General features: G+C 29.0%; 15 protein-coding genes. 6 read left to right on the plus strand and 9 right to left on the minus strand.

The annotated features are described in order from the left end of the window. Positions 1–126: 126 nt before the first annotated feature. A complete protein-coding gene (locus tag H2277_RS07410; RefSeq protein WP_337201697.1) occupies positions 127–825 on the plus strand; it encodes a hemerythrin domain-containing protein in 699 nt (232 codons plus the stop codon). After that, a complete protein-coding gene (locus tag H2277_RS07415) occupies positions 822–2,660 on the plus strand; it encodes a flagellar assembly protein A (protein ID WP_337201698.1) in 1,839 nt (612 codons plus the stop codon). Before H2277_RS07410 ends, H2277_RS07415 begins: the two co-directional genes overlap by 4 nt. 1 nt (position 2,661) lies before the next feature. Here the strand turns inward: H2277_RS07415 and H2277_RS07420 are convergent, their stop codons facing one another. The 4 genes from H2277_RS07420 to H2277_RS07435 are packed head-to-tail and all read right to left on the minus strand — an operon-like array spanning position 2,662 to position 7,370. Then, positions 2,662–4,299, minus strand: coding sequence for a flagellar hook protein FlgE (locus H2277_RS07420; RefSeq protein WP_337201699.1), 1,638 nt, complete (start codon positions 4,297–4,299; stop codon positions 2,662–2,664). A gap of 11 nt (positions 4,300–4,310) precedes the next feature. Next, positions 4,311–5,225: a flagellar basal body rod modification protein gene (locus H2277_RS07425; RefSeq protein ID WP_337201700.1), complete on the minus strand. Its 915-nt coding sequence runs from the start codon at positions 5,223–5,225 to the stop codon at positions 4,311–4,313. Between the two features lie 55 nt (positions 5,226–5,280). Further along, complete coding sequence (locus H2277_RS07430) at positions 5,281–7,032, minus strand: flagellar hook-length control protein FliK (protein ID WP_337201701.1); 1,752 nt, start codon at positions 7,030–7,032, stop codon at positions 5,281–5,283. A 14-nt stretch (positions 7,033–7,046) separates the two neighbouring features. Continuing rightward, positions 7,047–7,370, minus strand: a complete 324-nt coding sequence (locus H2277_RS07435; protein WP_337201702.1) for a hypothetical protein — start codon at positions 7,368–7,370, stop codon at positions 7,047–7,049. Between the two features lie 130 nt (positions 7,371–7,500). Here H2277_RS07435 and typA point away from each other — a divergent pair, with 130 nt between their 5' ends. From typA to H2277_RS07450, 3 genes are all read left to right on the plus strand, one after another. After that, complete coding sequence (gene typA / locus H2277_RS07440; RefSeq protein WP_337201703.1) at positions 7,501–9,309, plus strand: translational GTPase TypA; 1,809 nt, start codon at positions 7,501–7,503, stop codon at positions 9,307–9,309. Then, positions 9,309–9,947, plus strand: coding sequence for a poly(A) polymerase (locus tag H2277_RS07445; protein ID WP_337201704.1), 639 nt, complete (start codon positions 9,309–9,311; stop codon positions 9,945–9,947). The genes typA and H2277_RS07445 overlap by 1 nt, the downstream gene beginning before the upstream one ends. 108 nt (positions 9,948–10,055) lie before the next feature. Then, on the plus strand, positions 10,056–11,099 hold the full coding sequence (locus tag H2277_RS07450; RefSeq protein WP_337201705.1) for a c-type cytochrome: 1,044 nt from the start codon (positions 10,056–10,058) through the stop codon (positions 11,097–11,099). A 21-nt stretch (positions 11,100–11,120) separates the two neighbouring features. On the opposite strand, the gene H2277_RS07455 is transcribed toward H2277_RS07450, so the two are convergent. After that, a complete protein-coding gene (locus tag H2277_RS07455) occupies positions 11,121–12,464 on the minus strand; it encodes a DUF2130 domain-containing protein (protein WP_337201706.1) in 1,344 nt (447 codons plus the stop codon). A 78-nt stretch (positions 12,465–12,542) separates the two neighbouring features. Here H2277_RS07455 and H2277_RS07460 point away from each other — a divergent pair, with 78 nt between their 5' ends. Next, positions 12,543–13,742, plus strand: coding sequence for a multidrug effflux MFS transporter (locus H2277_RS07460; RefSeq protein WP_337201707.1), 1,200 nt, complete (start codon positions 12,543–12,545; stop codon positions 13,740–13,742). Here H2277_RS07460 and H2277_RS07465 read toward each other — a convergent pair. The 4 genes from H2277_RS07465 to H2277_RS07480 form a co-directional block, all read right to left on the minus strand. Then, positions 13,739–15,328, minus strand: coding sequence for a pentapeptide repeat-containing protein (locus H2277_RS07465; RefSeq protein ID WP_337201708.1), 1,590 nt, complete (start codon positions 15,326–15,328; stop codon positions 13,739–13,741). The genes H2277_RS07460 and H2277_RS07465 overlap by 4 nt on opposite strands. Before the next feature lie 148 nt (positions 15,329–15,476). Continuing rightward, complete coding sequence (locus tag H2277_RS07470) at positions 15,477–17,264, minus strand: pentapeptide repeat-containing protein (RefSeq protein WP_337201709.1); 1,788 nt, start codon at positions 17,262–17,264, stop codon at positions 15,477–15,479. Further along, the gene (locus tag H2277_RS07475) at positions 17,264–21,010 is read right to left on the minus strand and encodes an Eco57I restriction-modification methylase domain-containing protein (protein WP_337201710.1); all 3,747 of its coding nucleotides are present in this window, start codon (positions 21,008–21,010) and stop codon (positions 17,264–17,266) included. The genes H2277_RS07470 and H2277_RS07475 overlap by 1 nt, the downstream gene beginning before the upstream one ends. Before the next feature lie 85 nt (positions 21,011–21,095). After that, positions 21,096–22,496, minus strand: a complete 1,401-nt coding sequence (locus H2277_RS07480) for a PD-(D/E)XK nuclease family protein (RefSeq protein ID WP_337201711.1) — start codon at positions 22,494–22,496, stop codon at positions 21,096–21,098. Between the last annotated feature and the right edge of the window lie 639 nt (positions 22,497–23,135).

Raw genomic sequence — 23,135 nt, forward strand, 5'->3', positions numbered from 1 at the left:
ATAAACGGATTGTAAAAGCAATCCGTTTATTAAAGGTGGTCAAAAAATATAAAAATTATTTTTCTATTTTTAAACCCTATAAATTGCTTAAAAAATTAAGCATTTACTTAGTTTGGAGTAAATACAATGGTAAAATGGGATAACAATTTCAGTATTAAAAATCTACAATTAGATAAACAACATGAACTTATTTTTAATATTGCCGATATCGCACATCACTTGGCAAAAAAAATAAAAGATAATCATATAGATAAGTCTGAAGAACTTAAAGAAGAACTAAAAAAAGTTTTGCTTAAATTGTTTCAATACGCTAAAGTTCATTTCAAAGAAGAAGAAAAATTTATGGAAAGCATAGATTTTCCTTTAATAGAGGAACATAAATACTCTCATCAGGTATTATTAGAACGGGCTAAAGATCTTTTGAAATATTCTAATGATATTTTTAAACTATCTGAAGAACTTTCAATATTAACAAAAGATTGGGTTTTTGATCACTTTGCCAATGAAGATTTATGGCTATCTAATTTTACAAGCAAAGCTATACATTTAAAAGAGATCAATTACACTTTGGAACACTATATTAAATTAAAATCGATTAAATTGGATCTAAGTAAAGAAAAAAATCATGATTATATTTGCAATTGCTCTTTGCGCATCCATAAAGTTCCAGAAACAATCCATCAAGAACTTGTAAGCAAAGAAAGTATATTACGATGTGAAACTTGTGAACAAATCTTAATCCATTTGGACGAATTTGATCCTAAGGAAAATTTTGGAATTTTAAATCAAAAATTTGAAAGCATTAAGGAGCAAGTAAAACTATGAATAAAATTTTAGAAACTTTAGATCCTTTTGAAAGCCTCAAATTTGAACAAGAAAATTCCCAAGAAGCGTTGGATTTTTCCATAATTGATTTTAAACTTATATGCTCTAATAAAAAACCAGCGAAGCGTAAAATTTATGAAAAAAAAGATTTTGATTTATTTTATTCTGATGAATTTTTTGTAAAAAACTATGATACTATGATACAACAATTCATAATAGAAATTCATCCTAAAAAACCTCAAAATAATTTCGCAGTGCTCCTAAAAAGCGATGCAGCTTTAACACATCTTAAAGTACATGTTAAATGTAGAGAAAATTTTTCTTACTATGCTGATCTTAAAAAAGATATTTTACAAACTATTTATAAAACAATGGCGAAACAAAAAATTTTAATCATCAGATTTGAAAAAAATTTCTTTAAAATGCTCGATGATTTTATAAAAGATCATGAAAATGGAAATGGCGCCCAAGAATTAGAATGTTCTCTTGCAAAAGGAGTTGATAAAATAGACAATCAAAGCGATAAAATTGTTTATCACCAAGAAATCAATGATGATTCTTCGTTGCAAAATTATGATGATGGAAAATTTTGCAAACCTATCAAAAAAGATGAATTATTATTTGAATATATCTTTAGAATTAATGGCAAAGAAGGTAGAAATTTAAGAGGAGCTATCATTAATTTAAATCCTGTTAAATTTCATGGCAATCCTTTTAATATTAAAGATGAAAGCATTTATATACAAGAATTAGAAGATAGAATAAGATATTTTAGCAATTATTATGGCTTTTTAAATAAAGATCGCATAGGTTACAGCATCACAAATGACATTAAAACAAGACAAGTGGGGCTAAAAACTACAGGATCTATTAAAACAGATACTCAAGAAGATATAAAACTAGAAATTTGCAACCATGACTTAAATGATGATGCAATTAAATCAGGTATTGTTAATGTTAAAGCTTCTAATATCAAAGTCAATGGAAACGTTGGAGCAACTGAAATTCACACAAAAAATCTAACTGTCAAAGGACTTACACATAAAAAAAGCTTGATCTATGCACAAAATTCTTCTATTTTTATCCATAAAGGCTATATAAAAGCAGAAAATGTGTATGTCAAAAATTTAGAAAATGGCACAGTAGAAGCTAAAAATGTTTATATAGAAAATTGTATAGGAGGCACAATTAAAGCTGAAAATATCTATATTTGCAATCTTCTCACTGATAACACTTTATATCCTGATAAAAAATTAGTGATATCAGACTGTATAAAAACTAAAAATACGATTATTTGCAATCTTAAAAACAATGATTTAGAATGTGAAAATTTAAAAAATTTAAGCATAAAAGTACAAAATATCCTTGCTACAATCACGGCAAGAACAAAAAATCTTTATAATCATTTAATCAATAATCAAGCAAGAGCTATACAAGCAAAAAAAGAACAAGATCCTTTACCTGTCCAAGCTGAGTTTATAAGGGCGTATGACTCAAAAATTAATGATTATAATTATCTAACGAGTTTGTATGCTAAATTTATTAAACTGAAATTTCAAATTGATACAAAAATAAATTCTTTAGAGCAAATGCAACAAACGACTAATATCTATATCAATACACAAGAAATCGGCAATGATAATTTATTGTTATTTGAAACTGAAACAAAAAAAGAAGAGATTAGATACACTTTATCTTCAAACGATTTTCAAAAAAATTTATATATAGGGAAAATAGAAGATAAACAAGAACTGCGATCAAGCCATTATAATGAAATTGAAATAGAAGATTTAAAATCCAATTATGAAGAATTAAAAAAGGTAAATTCTTTTTAATTTACCTTTTCATACTGATAGCTTTTTGTATCATTTGATCGCTAGTTGTAATGCTTTTAGAACTTGCATCAAAAGCTTTTTGAGTTACTATAAGATTAGATAGTTCAACGCTTAAATCAACATTGGATTGCTCTAAATATCCTCCTTTAAATTTAGCCGTATTTACCACTTGTCCATTTTTTAAGATAAAGCTTGGATCTCCACTATTAGCAGTTGCTGCAAAGATATTATCTCCCATGGCTGCTAAACCTTGCTCATTGATAAAATTATAAAGTGCAAGTTTTCCCACAACAGCATTTTTTCCATTGCTAAATTGTGCAACTACACTACCATCATCTGTGACTTGATATTGTTGAAAAAAGCCTTCTGCTAAACCATCTTGCTGAGTAATGATATTTTTTTCTTTGCCTGCTTGCACATAAATTCCACTATATCCTGATCCTGGCTTATTTGGATCATAAGGCGAACCCAAGTCTATATTAATATTTCCGCCATTAGGATTTGCAATGCTGGTGATATTATTTTGCAATAAAGCTCCATTTTTATCAAATACCATATTTCCTTCAGTTGGATTGCCAACAGCTTTACCATTAGAATCATAAATTTGCGCGGTTGCTTTGTAAGTAATATTGTCACCTTCTTGAGGCAAAATTCTTTCTAAGGTCACCCTAAGAACACTTTTGCTTCCATCAGCATTATAAATTGGTGCTTCTAAGATATCTTTATTTGCTTTTTCTTGTTCGGTTGAAACTTGAACAGAACTTAATTTTACACTATTAGGATCTAAACCCTTTAAATCTAATTCATTGCTTTTAAAGCTTAAATTCTCATCTAAAGTCGCCTCAAAGCTCGTTTTAACCCCTTGATCATCAACGAAATTTAAAAGGACTCTATCTCCTGCTTTAGCGCTAAAAACATCTTCTTTGCTTATACTGCCACTGACTACATATTTACCATCTTCTGTTTTAGCAAGAGTAAATTTTTTAGGATCAACATCAACTTTTACAACTTCTTTGCTTGTATTTGTGCTTAAATTACCACTCCATTTTACGTTTTTAGTTGGCTCTGGATTTAAATACATATTAGTTGGAACTTGTATAGGTCTTTGCGTTGTAGCCATGCCTATATCAAAAGCATTATTTGAATTGACTGTAAAACCACTATTAACTGGAACTCCAGTATTTAGATAATCTCCCATCAATCCCGCAACTCTATCGCTATAAGTGATTCCACCAAAAGCAGGATTCATTGTGCCTAAAACAAAGTTTCCATAAGAATCCACTAAATATCCATTTGCATCTCTTCTAAAAGATCCATTTCTTGTATAATAAGCGTTTCCATCAGCACCTAAAACACCAAAGAAACCTTTTCCCTGTAAAGCAACATCAAATTCACCGCCTGTAGCGACAACAGAACCTTGCTCAAATCTTACTTGAGAAGACGCTGCACCGCCACCATAACCACCTTGAGCTGGATTGGTTGATTGACTAGTAATAGTGCTATAAAATATATCTTTAAATTGTGCGTCAGAATGCTTAAAACCGGTTGTATTAACATTGGCTATATTATTAGCGGTAACATCGATACCAAAACTATTATTCTTAACTCCGGAAATTCCGTTATAAAACGCATTCATCATGGCTAAAAACCTTAGCTAAAATATTTTTCAGTATTAGACGAATCATCTGAATCTGTGCTATCCGAAGGTTTTTCTTCTTCAGAAGGTGTTTCTGAAGGCTTTTCTTCTGGTTTTTCTTCAGGAGTTTGCACGGTAGAATTGCTTGAAGTTTTATAATCTGAAATTTCAGCAATATCATCAAAGCTTACATACTGACCTCCCATTTTAGCATAAGCAACCCCATCAACAAATTTAATCGACTCTATAGGATATGATCCATAATTTGCAGTGATTTTCTCTCCATTTTTATTATTATAAACCACTTTAACGGTATATTCACCATCTCCAGCATAAACACCATCATTATTTCTACCTGGCCATTCTAGAGTAAAGAGTCCCTTTGAAACCTCTTGACCTTCACTACTCTTTTCAGAATAAACTAATTTATTGTTTTTATCATAAATTTCAAGCGTTAAACCTTTATTGTCAGAATCTTCAGGCAAATACATCTTTAAAGCGATTACCTCATCGGAACCTGTAAGCTTAATGGTATTATTGTTAACAGTCGCCATTTTTCCAATAGCCCCTATAGCCGAAGTACTCATACTAGTTGAAAACGAATCTGAAAGCTTTTGCATAGTCTCAACCATTTTTTGCATAGTTGTATTTGTATTTTGCTGCATTTCAAGAGCACTAAGTTGTGAAGTTTGAGTAAGCATTTTATCGCTATCCATAGGATCTGTTGGATCTTGATGCTGCAACTCAATCAAAAGAAGTTTTAAGAACGCATCTTTATCTAAGGTTGCATTTGGATTACTGACTATACCAGAACTACTACTACTTGTAGAGCTCGAACTATCAGTCTTTGTTGAACTGCTTGTGGAGCTTGAACTATTGCCGACTGGTGTCCAGTTAAGATTACTATTCCAATTTGTTGTTGCCATCATAAAATCCTTTTTATATTTAAGTCTTTTTTAATTAAAAGCAAAAAGTATTCCAACTTTAGAAATATTTTGCTAAAACGAGTTCCAAATTAATATTTGATTTTTCATTATTGTTTTCTATGGCATCTTTAAAGCCATATCCGCTACGATTTTTACCTTTGTTTTGATTTTGTTCTTTTTTTCCTTGATCGCTAAAATTCATTTCAAGTCCAGTAAATCCCATATTAACAAGGGAATTTTTAAACTCGGATTGATGTTGCATAAATAAATTCATAGCATTAGTATTAGAGTTAAAATTAATATGAAGATTGCTTCCTCTCTGCACCAAAGTAACCTCAACTTCACCCAAATTATTTGGATTAAGCGTGATGCTTAATTTTGTAATTGGTGCTTTATAATGCTCCATAGCCTCTTTAAGATCATTAGAGAAATACTGTAAAGTCTCTTTTGGCGTGATATTTCTAGCATTATTTTGATTGACTTTGCTTAAATCTTTTATTAAAGAATTTAAATCCTCTAAACCAACTTTATTAGCCATTTCATCATGATGATTTTTATTTTGATCAAGATTGAAATTATTTTTTGTTTCTTCTTTTTTGGTATTAAGATGTGTATTATCCTTATTTTGCACCACTTGAGTTTTATTTAAATTTTCGAAATTAACTTTTTGATCATTTAAATTCAATTTTAAATCTTGATTGTTAGTTTTATTGTCTTTTAAAGTCAGATCTTTAGGGGTTAGATTAGAACTTAGATTTTGAGAATCTTTGAGTATTTCTTTATTGGAATTTTTATCTGAATTTATGTTTTGAATTTCGCTTTTTTTGCTCTGTTCTTTTAAATTCTTTGAAAGATCTACTTCTTCTAAATTTTGCATTTGATCTTTTGAAATATTTTGCTTTTTGTCTTCTTGATTGTTTAAATTTTTTAAAATATCTTTCATGTTTTCTTGATCTGTGCCAAGTTCATTGTTTTTATTATTTTTAATATCTTTTAAAAGATCATCCAGCTGAATTGACTCTTTTTTGGTGTTTAAAGTTTCAAGTTTATCACTTTTGATTTTTGTTTTCTCATTTTCTTGACCTTTGATAATTGAATCTAAATTCTTTAAAGTCCGAGAAAGCAAAGAACTATCATCTTTTTTATGGGTATTATTTTTTTGTAAATTTTGATTTAAATTTTTACTTACATAAGCAATTTTATTGTTAATGATTTCTTTAAAAACATTATCCACAGCACCTTTAAAAAAATCCGCTTTATCAAGATTTGGAAAAGTAGCTTTTAAATCAAGCAAACGATCTACTTTAATATTTTTCACATTTAAACCCAAATCCTTAGCAATGTCTAAAAGCTCATTGAGATTGTTTGCGCCTTTTAAAGCATTAAAATTAGCTTCAGTTTTTACAAGCTGACTTAATTGACTTGAAAGATTTGCGAATTTAATATCTGCGGTATCTGTTTTTAATTTATCAAGCAAGGAAAGAATTTGCATAAAAGATGCTGATTCAAAAATACTGATTTTATCACTATCATCAAATGAACCCTTTTGAAGCTTATTGATCGCTTCATTTACTACTTCTTTTTCGCTGATCTTCATATGATCGGGCAAAAATTCATTGGTTTCATCAATGGAATTAAGCAAAGAATTTAAAAAATTCTCCCTATCATTCTCTGCGTTTTGAGTGACATTTTCTTCTTTATTTGTATTAGATTTTTGACTTGTTTTTGTTGTTTTACTAAAAGAATCACTCGATGAAGTTTTACTAGGTACAAGACTTAAAACATCGTTTTGCTGGGCTACATTTGACATGATTTTTCCTTAGTTTATTTTAAAAATTTATCTGCCGCCAAATTAGGAAATCTTTCTTCTAAATATGAATTTTCGTAAATTTTAATCATTTTATTATCATTTAAAAGAATAAGAATTTCTAAAAGTTCATCTAAATTTTTTGCTTGTGTGATTTTTTCAAAATTTTCTTCATTTTCTAAAATTTCTGAAAGTTCACTTGAAATTCTTGCCATTTTTTCATCTTTGTTTGACTTTAAAACCTCTAAAAGATCTAAAATTTGAAGCAAAGCTTCATTTTTTCTATCAATCAAATCTAAATTTAATGATACAAAAAAATCTTCATTTAATGGTTTTGACATTTTAATTTCCTTTTAAAAAAATAATATTTTGTCAAAATAAAAGCAAGAAGCGTTCCAACTTTTTATTTTTCTAAAATTAAGCAAAATTTTTATATAATCTTAACTTTTGAATTTAATAATGGAGAATCTTTTGGAAAATATCAGAAATATAGCTGTTATTGCACACGTTGATCATGGCAAAACAACAATGGTAGATGAATTGCTTAAGCAATCAGGGACTTTTAGCGAAAGAGAACAAATTTCAGAACGCGTAATGGACAGTAACGATATAGAAAAAGAAAGAGGTATAACCATACTTTCAAAAAATACTGCCATTGATTATAAAGGAACAAAAATAAACATCATAGACACCCCAGGCCACGCCGATTTTGGGGGAGAGGTAGAACGTGTTTTGAAAATGATTGATGGGGTTTTACTTTTAGTTGATGCCCAAGAAGGCGTTATGCCACAAACTAAATTTGTAGTTAAAAAAGCTTTATCTTTAGGACTTAAACCTATAATTGTGATCAATAAAATCGACAAACCAGCAGCCGATCCTGAAAGAGTGATCAATGAAATTTTTGATCTTTTTGTGGCACTTGATGCAAATGATGAACAACTTGATTTTCCTATCGTTTATGCGGCTGCAAAAAATGGTTATGCCAAATTAGATCTTAATGATGAAAGTGACAATATGGAGCCACTTTTCCAAACTATTCTTGAAAAAGTTCCTGCGCCAAGTGGTACAAATGATAATCCTTTACAACTTCAAGTTTTCACCCTTGGCTATGATAATTTCGTAGGTAAAATAGGAATTGCAAGAATTTTTAATGGTGTAGTGAAAAAAAATCAAAATGTAATGCTTGCAAAAGCTGATGGAACAAAAATCAATGGTAGAATTTCTAAACTTATAGGTTTTATGGGCTTAGAAAAAATGGATATTGATGAAGCACAAAGTGGTGATATAGTTGCAATAGCTGGTTTTGAAGCTTTAGATGTTGGTGATAGTGTTGTAGATCCTAACAATCCTATGCCACTTGATCCACTCCATATAGAAGAGCCAACACTAAGTATCGTTTTTTCGGTCAATGATGGCCCATTAGCAGGAACAGAAGGCAAGCATGTTACTTCAAATAAAATCGCAGAACGCCTAGAAGCAGAAATGAAAACAAATATCGCGATGAAGTATGAAAGCACAGGCGAAGGTAAATTTAAAGTCAGCGGTAGGGGCGAACTTCAAATCACCATCTTAGCTGAAAATATGCGTAGAGAAGGCTTTGAATTTTGCATGGGAAGACCAGAAGTTATTGTAAAAGTAGAAGATGGTGTAAAAACCGAACCTTTTGAACATTTAGTGATTGATGTACCGGAAGAATTTAGCGGTGCTGTGATAGAAAAACTAGGCAAAAGAAAAGCTGAAATGAAAACAATGGCACCAACAGGAGATGGACAAACAAGACTTGAATTTGAAATTCCAGCTCGTGGGCTTATAGGCTTTAGATCTCAATTTTTAACCGATACCAAAGGTGAAGGCGTGATGAATCATAGCTTTTTAGAATTCCGTCCTTTTAGCGGTGCTGTTGAAAAAAGAAATAACGGCGCCTTGATCTCTATGGAAAATGGAGTGGCTTTGGGATATTCTTTATTTAATCTCCAAGAACGCGGTGTGCTTTTTATCGATCCACAAACTAAAGTTTATACCGGTATGATCATAGGAGAACACTCTCGCCCAAATGATTTGGATGTAAATCCTATCAAAGGTAAAAATCTAACCAATGTTAGAGCCAGCGGAAGCGATGACGCTATAAAACTTGTCCCGCCTAGAAAATTAAGTCTTGAAAGGGCTTTAGAGTGGATAGAAGAAGATGAACTCGTAGAAGTAACTCCACAAAATATCCGCGTACGCAAACGCTATCTTGATCCAACCCAAAGAAAAAGAATGGAAAAAGCAAAATCTTAATGGATGCTTTAGAAAATCAAAGAATTCTCATATCTAAACGCTTGAAAATTTTAAAAATTTTAAGCGTTTTTGAGTCTTTGATTGTATTATTTTTAGCTTTTGTTTTTATAAGAGATGCGGTGATATCTCTTATTTTAGCCGTATTTGTAGGTATTTTTTTCTTTCGTTTTACTTCTAAAAAACTTATTCTTGCTAAAAAAGAATTACAAATTAACGCTCTTAATCTTTTTCTTAAACGCTATGGGGCTAAATTTAAAAAAGAGGGCTTAAGTCAAAAAGATTTTTTAAAATTGGAATTTGTTTCAGATTTAAAAGATTTTAAAAGCCAAAATTGCTTTGATTTTAAGGAATTTAAAATCTATGATGTGCAATTTATCAGTGAAAACAAAGATTTTTTTTGTGGAATTTTACTCCAGAGCTTAAATTCAAACAAAAAACATGATTTTAATGATGAAAAAAATATCTATACTAAACTTAAAAACAAAAATTTCACTCTAGATCATATCTTTAATAAAAACAATTATTTTCTTATTGCAACTTTGCAAAATCCTTTCTTTATCGATCTTAGTCAAAATTTAAAAGATAATTTTGAAATTTTAGAAAAAAATTTAAATTCCATCAAAAATAAATTTCTTTAGTCGATATAATCCATACTTAAAAATTTGTAATATTAAATACTTAGACTTAGTATTTAAGTTTTAATATGATAAAATGGAATAAAATAACCAAAACTAAGGAGAAAACTCATGAAAAAACATGTTTTATTATTAAGCCTTTGTTTAGGTTTAAGCCTAAATGCAAAAAATGTAAGCGATTATAAAGTAGGCGAAGAACTCAATGACAAAGAAGGGGTTGCTTATTTTAAAGAGCTTTCAAACAGACCTGAACAAGAATGGCCAAATAAAAATTTAAGCATCAATGACGTACCAAAAGGCAAAGAAGGAGACTTAATCCGCTATGGTATTAAACTTTTAAGCAAGACAGAAAGCACCTTAGGGCCTTATAGCAAACTCAAAAAAACAAGCAATGAGGTTAATTGTATCTCTTGCCATATGGATAATGATGGCAATGGCTTACCGGGCACGAAAAAATACGTGATCCCATTTTTAAATGTTATGAACAATTATCCAAGATTAGACATAGAAACCATGAAAATCATTTCTTTAGAAGATAGAATTCGTGGCATGGGCGGAACTGATTCTCATCGCTTCCCTGATAACTCTAAAGAAATGAAAGCGATTTTAGCGTATTTTAAATGGCTAAAAAGTGCCTATGGTATCAAAGATGGAGTGAAATTACAAGGTGAATTTTTTGCTAAAATGAATTTCCCAAATCGCCCAGCTGATCCAGTTCGTGGCAAAAAACTTTTTGAAGAAAATTGCGTCGCTTGTCATGGAGAAAGAGGACTAGGGGTCAAAAATGCAAACTATGAAAAAGGCACTGGGCATTTATATCCATCATTGCTTATCTATCCTGATGGCGGACACATGGCTATGATCCCATTTTTAGCAAGATTTTTAAAATCTGCTATGCCTTTTGGTGCAAGTGCTGACAATCCGATCTTAAGTGATGGCGATGCTTTAGATATCGCAGCTTATGTTAATACAGGCTTTGTAAGAATGCCGATCGTTACAACAGAAAACCGCGCAGGACTTGACACCGCTTATAGCAAATCTCCGTCCTTAAAACCTGAATATTTTGCTTCACCACAACAAAATTTAGATCCTAAAGAATACATCAAAGTCAAATACGGACCTTGGAAAAATCCAAACTATTTTCCAGGAGAATAATTGATTTGGGGCTCTCCCAAATCAATCTTCTTTTGCTAAATTTTCAAGACTTTTAATCCCTTCTTCACCGATTAAATTTTCACCTTTTAAATCACTAAATATCGCATTTAACGAACTTACAATAGCTGTAGAATTAAAACTTAGATTTTCTATAGCTCTTTCTCTTTTTTTCCATATATTTTGCAAGGCTCTTTTTTCAGCTTCAAGCTCTTCTCTCATGGTTTGGTAAGTTTTCAGTATGAAAGTGATTTGAGTGTTAAATTCTTTAGAATTTAGATATTCATATAAAATATGATTTTTTTCATCTTTATTTTGCAAGGCATTTTTTAATTTGTAAGCATTGATTATGCTTTCTCTAAGCACAGCTAAGACGCCTTTAAATTCGGCAAAAGTGCAGATTAAAATTCCTTCTTTAAAATGCGTTTTTTCTTTATCTTTAGGCATGGTTTTTGTGATCAAAACCGCGATATCACTTTTTGCGGCTATGCTATCTAGTTTTAATTTATCTAGCCATTCTTTATTGAATTCTTTAGTGCGTTTGCTCTCGTATAAAATCTTGCCACAAGTATTTCCAAAAGCATCTTTAACGATGTGCAAACAATCCGCCCCATTAACACCCTTTGGCACTTCTTTAACCTCATCACTAAAATATTCATTTTGGATATATTCTTCGATGAGTAGTTCCGCCGCTTCGCCTTGAAGTTGCTGTGAGCCTTGCTCGACTTTACGTTTTGCTGCATCAAGTTCCTGAGTGACACTTTTAAATTTGATCTCAAGTTCTTTAAATTTTATATCTTGCTCTTCATTTATGCTTTGAAATTCAAGACGAATTTTTTCCTTTTCTAGCTCTAAATTTTTTCTTTCCTGCTCTTTAAATTCTTTAAAAGCCTCTTCTTTGATTTGCAATTTTAATCTTTCTTCATTTTCTTTTTGTTCTCTTTTTAGCCTTTCATTTTCAGCCTTTAAAGTCAAAAGTTCGCTTAGTTCTTTGCTTTTTTTATCGAGCTCTTCTTGCATGATTTTCTTTTCATTTTCATGTTCTTTAGCGAATTTCTCCATAAAATCTTTTTGAAAAATTTGCTTTTGCAAAAGTGCTTCTTGTTCGATTTTTTGTTTTTCGATGTCAAGCTTTTGGCTAACTTGCTCGCTAATGAGTTTTTCTTGTTCGGCCTTTTGCGCTTTTAGCTCGGATAAAATTTTAGAATACTCCGCCCTTTTTTCATTGACTTCTTTTTCAAATTCTTGCTTTTGTTTTTGCATATCTAGTTTAGCTTTGTCTAAAATTTGAGTGTATAAAGCCAAGCTAATATCGATAAAATTTCCGCAATTTGGACATTTTATTTTTTCATTTTGAAAATTTTGCAAATTCTTTCCTTTTGTTAAATGGATTTTTTATAAAAATTATATTAAATTATAGCTTTTTACTTTTTAAAAAGGGAATTTATGCAAAAACAAACACAAATTCACGGCTTTAAAAAATTAAAACTTATTGTTATTCTTGCTTTGATGTCAAGCATAGCGCCACTTTCTACGGATATGTATTTGCCTGCGCTTTCTCACGTGCAACAAAGCTTTCAAACGAGTTCTTTTTTAACCCAATTAAGCCTTGCGAGTTTTTTCATCGCTTTTGCCTTAGGGCAGCTTATATATGGGCCTTTAAGCGATGTTTTTGGGCGAAAAATTCCTGCTTTAATAGGAATTTTGTTTTTCATACTCTCTAGCTTTTTTTGCGTGATCATTGACAATATTTATGCTTTTATCGCTTTAAGATTTTTCGAGGCTCTTGGAGGATGTGCTGGAGTTGTGATCGCAAGAGCGATCATTAATGACTTATTTGAGATCAAAGAAGCGACGGGAATTTTTGCTTTGATGATGGTTTTTAGCTCTCTTGCACCTATGCTTTCACCTACTTTTGGTGGATTTTTGCTTGAGTATTTTTCTTGGCATAGTATTTTTGCTACGCTGTTTGCCCTTGGGATCACGCTTTTTTTAATGATACTTTTTGGGCTTAAAGAATCCGCACCCAAAGTTGCTGATAAAAAACAATTATGCCCTTATGAGGCTTTTAAAAAATACAAAATCGTTCTTAGCGATAAAGCTTTTTTCATCTGCGTTATTTGTGTATCTTTCGCACTGGCTGCGATGTTTGCTTATATCGCTGGATCGAGTTTTGTTTTTACGCAATTTTTTGGCATCAGTGAGCAAAAATTTGCACTGATTTTTGGAGCCAATGCCTTTGGATTTGTCATCTGTGCTAATATCAATGCGAGATTGGTTTTAAAATTTGAAAGCAAAAAAATTCTCTCTAAAGCTTTGGTGGTTATGCTTTTATCGACGATTGTTTTGCTTGTAAATGCTTGTTTTTTCCCGAATTTATTTCTTTTTGAATTTAGCCTTTTTACGAGTATAGCTATGCTTGGCTTTATCGCGCCAAATACTGTGACTTTGGCCATGGCAAGATTTAAAGAAAATAGCGGAACAGCTTCAGCTATACTTGGGGCTATGCAATTTGGCTTTGCTGGGACGATTTCTTACATCGTCGGTGCCATAAATGCAAATACACCGATAATCCTTGCTTTAGTAATGTTTATTTGCGTTTTGATCGCTAATGGAGTGTATTTTCTAGCTAAACCTAAAATTTAGCTAGGCACTATGGAATTTTTTCGTGCGGTTTTTTGGAGTGAAAAGACAACCAAACTTATACAAAAAATATATAAAAATATTGTTATATTTTCTAACCAAGCTTGACGAGATTTGAAAGTAAAACTTACCATTTGAAACAGATTAAAAGGACTTATCGTGATATAAAAAAAACAAATCACCGCATAATATAAAATAAAAAAAGTTCTAACAAACAATAAGCCTATAAAAGAATACATAAAGATTAAATATACAGCATTGCTATCATTTAAAGCTTTCACATTTAGAATATTTTTTAATACTTTAAGCAAATCATTGTCTATGCTAAAGAATTCAGATAAATTCCCATTTCCATACTTTAAAACAAACAAAATAGAAGCAAAGAAACCTACAATTACAATCAACCATCTTAAATTTAAAATCAAGTCTGTATGATGATCACAAAGATTTCTATAAAACATAAGTTGATATTTATCCAACCATTCTTTAGAAAATTTCTTAGGTTTTTTAGAATTTAGCTCTATCTCTTTACAATAAAGCTCGCATTTGTGAAAATTTGATGCGTCTAGGGAATTATTATCTTTTATCAAGACATTTTTAAAAACCCTAAAAGAATCTCTAAAATCATTAGCAAATTTATCTAAAGATTTTTCATCTTGTTCTTTTTTATTTTTATTAAATTCTTCACACTCTTGATTGATTTTCTTTTCTAAATCTTCAAAATCAAAATTTAAATTCGTATTGACAACATTTAAATTTCCTTTGAAAATCGCTTGGGAGAAATTCGGAGTTTCGCTAAAAATTGTATTATAAAAATTAGCGATATCATAAAAAATAGCCTTGCTAAAATTTACTTCTCCAAAATTTGCAAAAGAAAAATATGCTTTTCCAAAAAAAGATGATTCTTTAAAATTTACACCACTTAAAAATTTTACATTGTTAAAATATACATCTTTTTTAAAATACGCCCTAGAAAAAATAGATTTTTTATTAAAATAAGCATCGCTAAATCTAACATTTTTACCGAAGGAAACCTTATAAAAAGATACTTGATCTTGAAAGCTACAAAAATCAAATTTTACATTATCTAAAAATTCAACATTGTGTGGAGTGAAAGGTTTTAAAAAAATATTTTTTGAAAAATCAACTTTATGAAATTTAATATAATATAATAAGATTTCATTTATTTTATTACTATATATTCTAGCATATGCATAGAATTCAGAGTGTCCGTAAAAATTTAATTTATCAATATTACAATCACTTATTTCAAAAAAATGACCAAATTTTACGCCTAAAGCAGTAATAGTGTTTAGCTTGCATTTTCTAAAGAAACATACATTTTTTACTTCTTTAATATTAAAATTAATAAATTCAAAACAACACTCTTCAAAACACAACGGAATATCATTAAATGATGAAAAATATACATGATTAAAATTAACTCCTCTAATACAAAAACACTCGTAAGAAGTCGGCGAAGAAGTATCTCGAACAAGCTGATAAAAAATACAATTTATATCAATATTAAAATTTTTAGATAAGGCTAAAAATATTTTGTCTTGCTCCTCTTTTGTAAATTGTGACATTTGTTCTACCTTTAAATAGTAATATAATTTTAATTTATTTAATATGATTTTTATATTTATCAGATATAAAACAAATATAAAAACAACTTTTCACTCTATCCATTTAATCCCTCATCTTTCATCGTATTTCCTTGACTTTCATTTGTTTTCAACTTGGCACTATGGAATTTTTACGTGCGGTTTTTTGGAGTGAAAAAAGGACTAAAGCCATTAGTATAGTATAAGCAAATGTTAAATGTATAAATAAAGGATTATCAAAAGATATTTTATCATAAACAAGCTTTCCAATTAAAGGATTTAAAATAAATATATTTTTACCCATAGCAAAAATAGTAACAATATAACTAAAAACTATAAGAATATATCTAAAAAATAATGAATTTAAATATACTATCCACAAATAAAAAATGCAAAATGCAAAAAATATCCCTATATTTGATAAAATCGTTAAATTATTTTGACTCTTTGGAATAAAGATATTTATATAAAGTAAAATTACCAGTAAAGCAAAAACATAAGCACATAAATTCCATAAACTTTTTAATCCATCTTTAAAAATTATGTTTTTTATAAAATCTAATTGTATATCTTTTAAAATCTTATAAAGTGTCACTATAATAAAAATCAAACAAATAATACAAAAAATTATCAAAATATAGCCATAATATTGTTGTATAAATGAAAAATTTAAAATTTTTTGCTTAGCTTCTGTAAAAAAAGAAAATATATTTGATAATTTATCCAAATCTTTGGATTTTTTTTCTAAATTAAACTCAAATCCTCCTATAAAAATAAACAAAACATACAAAGCAATCAATAAAATAAGATTATTAAAAACTCGCAAAAAGTCCGTATGATGATCGCAAAGTTTGCGATAAAATCCCAAAAGTAAAAAATCCACAAAATCTCGAATTCTCGAAATATTTTTTTCTAAATCTGTCATATTTTCTACATTTTTGCCTTTTTTATCCCAATTTTGTTTTAACTCTATTTCTTTACAATAAAGCTCGTATTTGTGAAAATTTGATGCATCTAGGGAGTTATTATCTTTTATCAAGGCATTTTTAAAAGTCCTAAAAGAATCCCTAAAATCATTAGCAAATTTATCTAAAGATTTTTTATTTTCTTCTTTTTTATCTTTATTAAATTCTTCGCACTCTTGATTAATTTTCTCTTTTAAATTTTCAAAATCAAAATTTAAATTTGCATTGACAACATTTAAATTTCCTTTGAAAATTACTTGAGAAAAATTTGGAACCTTTTCAAATTTTACCCCATAAAAACAAGCAGTTTTTTCAAATTCGCACTCATGAAAATTAGCATAATCATAAAAATGAGAATTATTAAAATAAACATTGTCTTTAAATTTAGACATTTTAAAATAAGCTTTATTTTTAAATTTAAAATTCATAAAATTAGCTGTTTCTTTGACTTCGCAAAAATTAAATTTAAAATCACCCTTTATGACAACATCGCAAAGGCCAGATAGATTAAAATCATTAAATTCACATTTTTGAAATTCAATATTTCCATCTATATGATTATTGATAGATATTTGTTTAAATTTACAGTTATTAATGTTAATTTTATCAATAACTTCAACTCTCCCATTAAATTTCAAATATAATTCATTGCAGTTATTAATAAACAATTTATCAAATTTGACATTATCATTAATTATCAAAGATAGTTTTTTTACATTATCAAAACTTAAATATTGCTCAAAAAGCATATTATTTAAATGTATTTCTAAAATCTTATTTTCGTCATAATGTCGCTTAAAATTATCTTTATTTCCATCAAAACAACAACTACTTTCTATAATATATTGTTTTTCACTATTTAACTTTGCTTCACCTTTTATATAATTTTCAAATTTTATATCTTCTTCATTATTGATATTTTTTTTAGATAAAAAACTACTTACCAAATCCATTATTTCCCTTCTATGATTTTTATTTCTTCTTCGGTGAGATTATACAACTTATAAACTAAAGTGTTTATTTTGTCTTCTTGAATTTTGGTATCTGCGTTTTTGTCTTGTTCTTTGGCTTTTAAAATCTCATCGACTAAGGTTGCTAACTCGTCAGCTGTTTTTTGATTTTTAGAATTTATCTTTGGTATAGGAAGTTTTTCTAAAAATGCTTTCTTGTATCTAAAGCCATTTTCTCCCAAATTTCCACCTGCATAAAACTCCTTGAAAATATAAGCTACAAATTCATTATTTAAAAAAGCAATTAAATATTTTAGGTTTTCCCCTGTTAAAACAAAACTTGTAGCTTCTGCATAAAAATTTAATTTTGTATCTAAATAAAATTGAGGCTCCCTTACTATTTCGCTATAAACAATCTTTTCTTTTTCAAATTCTTCGATATAAGCACAATTTCTAAGATTATAAGGGGTAATTCCTTTATCAGCCCTTTTTTCTAATTGTGGATAAAATTCATCTAAATGTTTTTTTAAACTTGGATATTCAGCTATATTTATAGGTGGAATTTGGTTTTTATTTTCATCTTTATATCCATTGTGAGTATTGATTATCCAAAGTCCCGCCCATTCATAAGCATACCTTTTTATATCGCGTCCACGTAGCATTTTGCGTATGAGTTTGGCAGTGCGTTCTTTTTCTTCTTCGTCTTTGCAATTTGCTAAAATCTCATCTTTTTTTTCAGTGGTGATGATAAAAGCTTCATTGTAGCCGGTTTTGATACCATAATTTATATTAAGCCCATACCAATCCTTAAGCGGAGTGCCTATACGCTCTATCTTGGCCTTTAGGGCACTGATGTTTTCATCGCTAAAAGTAAAGCTTTCTTTACTTAAGGATTTTTGCGGAAGTTCTTTGAAATTTGTATTTAAAGCGATATTAAAAGTTTTTAAATTTTCATTATCTAAGGCAAGGTATTTGAAATAAGAATCTTTAGGCTTTAGTTTTTTAAAACTCAGTATGCTTGTATCCACTGTGGCACTATCAAAAACTTTGACGCCGTTTAGATCGATGTATTCTAAAATTTGAGTATTTTTGAGTAAAAATTCACGCAAAGCCTCGCCATATCCTGCACGAGTGTATTTGTTAGATGTGATGAAAGATAGGACGCCGTTTTCTTTAAGCACGTTAAAACCTAGCTCGTAAAAATACGTATAAATATCGCTCGTGCCTTTATAAACCTTATAATTTTTTGCTAAATTTGGCTTAAGCTCTTTTATCTCTTCTTGTCTGATATAAGGCGGATTGCCGATGATGAGATCAAAGCCTTGAAAATTTCCGTTACCATCAAGCACTTCAGGGAATTCAAAACGCCATTCAAAAGGATGTGATTTTTCTAGCTCAAAAATACGCTCATAAAGATCTAAAAGTTTTTTAAATTCTTTTCTTGCGGCTTTTTCATCAAAACTGAATTCAAACATATTTTTAGAAAAAAAGCTTTTAAATTTTTCATCGTGATGTTCATCGGCTAAAAAATCGCCGTATTTTTTAGAATACTCGTTTGCGTTGTTGGTTAGTTGTTTGATTTCTTTGGCAAATTTGTCTTTAAGACAAAAATTTTTAAAAGATTCTTTGAGGTTTTTGATTTCTTTAGCGATGAGATTTTTATCGGTGTAAAATCCTTCCTTATAGTCTTTAACTATGTGTTGATACTTTTTCATACGCTCTTTGATGTTAGGGTAATGCGATAAAGACTTTTGAGTGTCAAAATACGCGATCAAAGAATTTCCGCATTTTATGTTTATGTCGATGTTGGGTAGGGTTTTAAGATCGTGATAATTCTCATCATCAAAACCTTGATAAAAACTATGCTTTAAAAGCTCTATCCAAAGTCTTAGTTTGGTGATCTCGCAAGAATTTGGGTTGATATCGACGCCAAAAAGATTGTTTTCTATGATGTCTTTTTTTGTGTAAAAAAGTTCTTGTTGGATCAAATGCGCTTTGTCTTTGTGCGTGCTTGGGCGTTTGTATTCTATAAATTCACCTTTGCGATCGGTGATGAGAATTTCATCGTTTTGCACCTCTAGGTAAAATTCTTCTTCGAAAAGATTTAATTCATCATAAATGCTAAGCATCACATTTAAAGCAGAAACTAGAAAATGCCCGCTTCCCACGGCCGGATCGCAAATTTTGATGGAATTTAAAAGCTCTTTTTGTGCGTTTTTGTCTTCTTTTCTCAAAGCTTTTCTTAACTCGCTTATGTCTTTAGCCTCAAGATCAAATTTGGCGTTGAATTTATCAAGAACTACTTTTGTGATACTTTCTTTACACATATAAGAAGTGATAAAGCTTGGCGTATAAAAACTTCCTTCTTTGTAGCCGTTGAGTTTTTCAAAAACATTTCCTAAAACGCTAGAGCTTATGAGTTCTTTTTGGCTTAAAATTTCGCTTTGCTCATCATCGCTACCAAAATCAAAACTATCTAAAAATTCAAACAAATACTCTAAAAGCCCAACTTGTCCTTTTTTAGCCTTGCATTTATCATCCTTTAACACCGTGTGTTTATAGTAATCAAGCTTTAGATTGTTGCTTAAATTTGCGATTTCAAGGGTATTTTCTATGCTTTGTTTTTCAAATAAAGATGAATTCAAGTAAGGCAAATAAGCAAATTCGCTTTTCTTTCTTGCATCTTTTGCCTTAGCTAAAATTTCAAAGAAAAGTTCGCTCAATTTACCAAAATCTGGAATTTTTTTGACATTTAAAAATTTCAAATTTTTATCATCATTAAAACGCACCAAATTTGACTCGATAAGCTTTAAAAATAAAATACGATTTAACCATAAAATCAAAAGCTTTAAAATGACTTCAAAATTTTCTTCTTTAAGCTTGGAATTAATAGCCGTATAAAAAGTACCCTGCTCTTCCTTGCTTTCCTCGCTTTTGGCGATGATGAGTTTTGAGTTTTGTTTGTTTTCACAAAGCCCTAGGATATACAAAAGCTCTTTATAAAACGCGTTGTTTAGGGAATTTGCGTCGTTTGGATTGAATTCGGCCAATAAACAAGCTTTATTAAAAATTTTAAACAAGGGTTTTAACTCGCTAAAGCTTGGTTTTTCTTGCTCCAAAATCGGCTTTAAGTCGATGAAAATTCCTTTCAAACTGCTTTTAAGATAAAGATCTGAATTTAAAAGCTTTTCAAATTCCTTGTAAATTTCATCGGTATTGCCTTTAAAAAGAGAAGCTTTGCTTTCAAAATTTTCAAAAGCTTCTTTGCAATGCTTGTTTTTGTTAAAAAGCTCTTCAAATAAATCTGCCTTGAAAATGAAAAAACTATAAAAATCCGTGATGATGATATGCTTAAGCGATGAATTTAGGGCTTTTCTTTCGCGAAGATAATACAAAATGCACTCTTGCAAGGCTTTGCAATTTGGCTTGTTTTGAGTGAAAAATTCTTTAGAATGAGGCGTTTTTGCTTCGATGATGACTTGAGTAAATCCATCTTTTTTTAAGGCTAAATCTATGCCGCTATTGCCTTTGTGTATGCTTTTGACTTCACATTCAAAATTTAAACTTTCAAAAAATTTGCTTAATGCATTTGCCACGAGGGAATCTTCGTTGTTTTTGAGATTGTTTTCGAGGTTGGTTTTATAGTCCTTTAAAATCTTAACAAAATCGTTTAATTCTGTCTCTAAAATAGGCTTTTTGCGATAATAAGGATTTAAAAATTCTTTTTCATTAAGCAAAGTAAAAAGCATCATCAACCTTTAATAAAAAAATAATTTATTATTTTACTAAAATTTACTTTTGATAAAGAAAAAATCCCTACAAGTTTTTTATTTTTTAAGAATTTAATTTATTAACAATGCCTTCATATGCCTTCTTTACCAATTCTTTCTCAAAAAAATCATTTAAAATTTGAATAAAATCTTTTACATGATTTTCATTTTCGATCAACCAATAAATAAAAGCGTATTCTCCTTCTAGTTTTTGATTGTTTATTAATTTATCGCAATAATAATGATCTTTGTATTTTTTAACATTTTCTTTTTTTGTATCTTTAAACAATTCTAAACATTGCTTATATTTTTCATCTTCAACATCTTCATCATCGTTTGATATTTCAAATGTTAAACCAAAAGTATCGTAACGACTTTTTTGAAAATAAAGATAAATACAAGGATATAAACTCTCATTTTTATAATCTTTAGGATAAAAAACTAACACGCCTCGATTGGCGCGATTTTCTTCTATTTTATTAGCAAGAAAAACAATATCGCTTATTTTAATTTCCATTTGCTCAAAATTGTCAAAAAATTCTTCCAAGATGGTTTTGCAAATACTATTCCATTTATACTGAATGATATTTTTAGCTTTTTTATAATCTTCTTCTTTTAAATTTTTAAGTTCTGATTTGTTTTTGCTATATCTATATAAAATCATAGCATTGTTTAAATTTTTCATTTTTGTTTTTATATCTTTTGAAAAAATAAATTCCAACACATCATCTCTTTGAATATACTCATTTGTTATATACCATTGTAAAATATCTTTATATTGTTTGAGAGTAAAAATAATATTTTGTATATCAGATGAGAATTTTTGATTTTTAATTGATTTTTTTTCATATATTTTTATACATTGACAAATCCATTCTTTAATCCACATATAATCCATTTTCAAATAGTAACTCATGATATTTTCATTTTTATCTTTGATCAAATTTTCTTTTATAGTAAAACCGCCTAAGCTGTAATAACTGGGATTAATATCCGCATCTTGATGCAAATATATAGTTAATATATTTTTATAGCAATCATTTACATCTTTGATATTTTTTCTTATAAAGCTAATGTAATCTTTTAATTGATTTTTTTGATCTTTTGCGTAAATTTTATTTTCTATTATAATGTATCTTTTATCTTTGAATGTTATCAAAATATCTATTCTTCTATTATCTTTGACACAGGCTTCTGTTTCTATACTTTTTATATCTTCTACGTTTAAATTTTCAAACTTAGTATTTTTTAAACTTTTACCAAGTTTTTCTAAAAATATTTTTGCAAAATTTTTTTGATAATGTCCTTTTTCTATATCAACCAAATAAGCTATAAATTTAGAATGATAATTTTCTTTTTCTTCAACATTTAAAGCTTCAAATATATTTATATCGCTAAAACCATCATTAGCATCTTTTTCAAATTTATGATCTGCTTTAGATAACCCTTTGATAAAATCTTCCATATCTTTCCTTCTATGTTACAACTTCTCATGCTCATCTATCAAACAAACCATTTTTTAAATTATCATTTATTATATAAAAAATATATTGAATAAAAACTTTTATTGTTTAATCACAAACTAAAATAGGGCTAAAGTACAACCAACTAAACTTTTAAATCCTACCTAATCAAACTATAAAATAAACCTTGATAAATGCTAACCCTAAAACATTTCTCATAAATCATTTAATAAACCCAAATCTTAATAAATTTCTTTAATTTATTCACAAGCTAAAACAACAAAGTTAAAACATACAAAGCATCCAAAGAAAAAAAAATAAAAGATTAATTTTTAACAAGATATAAAACCCACCCTAATAAGACTTAACAAACTAATCCCAAAAACTTAACTATATAAGACAAATCTAACCAAACTAACTTAACCCTAACAACCAAGAAAAAACAAAAACCAATCAAACATCAGTTAAAGCTATACAATTAAGCAAGATAAAGCTACACAAGCAAATACAAACCCAAACTCTAAACTAAATCCTTTTAAATAACCAAATCAAAGATATGAAATAAATTTCAATAAATCTAAAAAAAATAATCTAAACCCTTAACCAAACAACCAACCTAAAAAACCAATTAAAACCCACAT

Origin of the sequence: Campylobacter sp. W0014, from assembly GCF_020135975.1 — a bacterium.
Classification (GTDB): Bacteria; Campylobacterota; Campylobacteria; order Campylobacterales; family Campylobacteraceae; genus Campylobacter_D.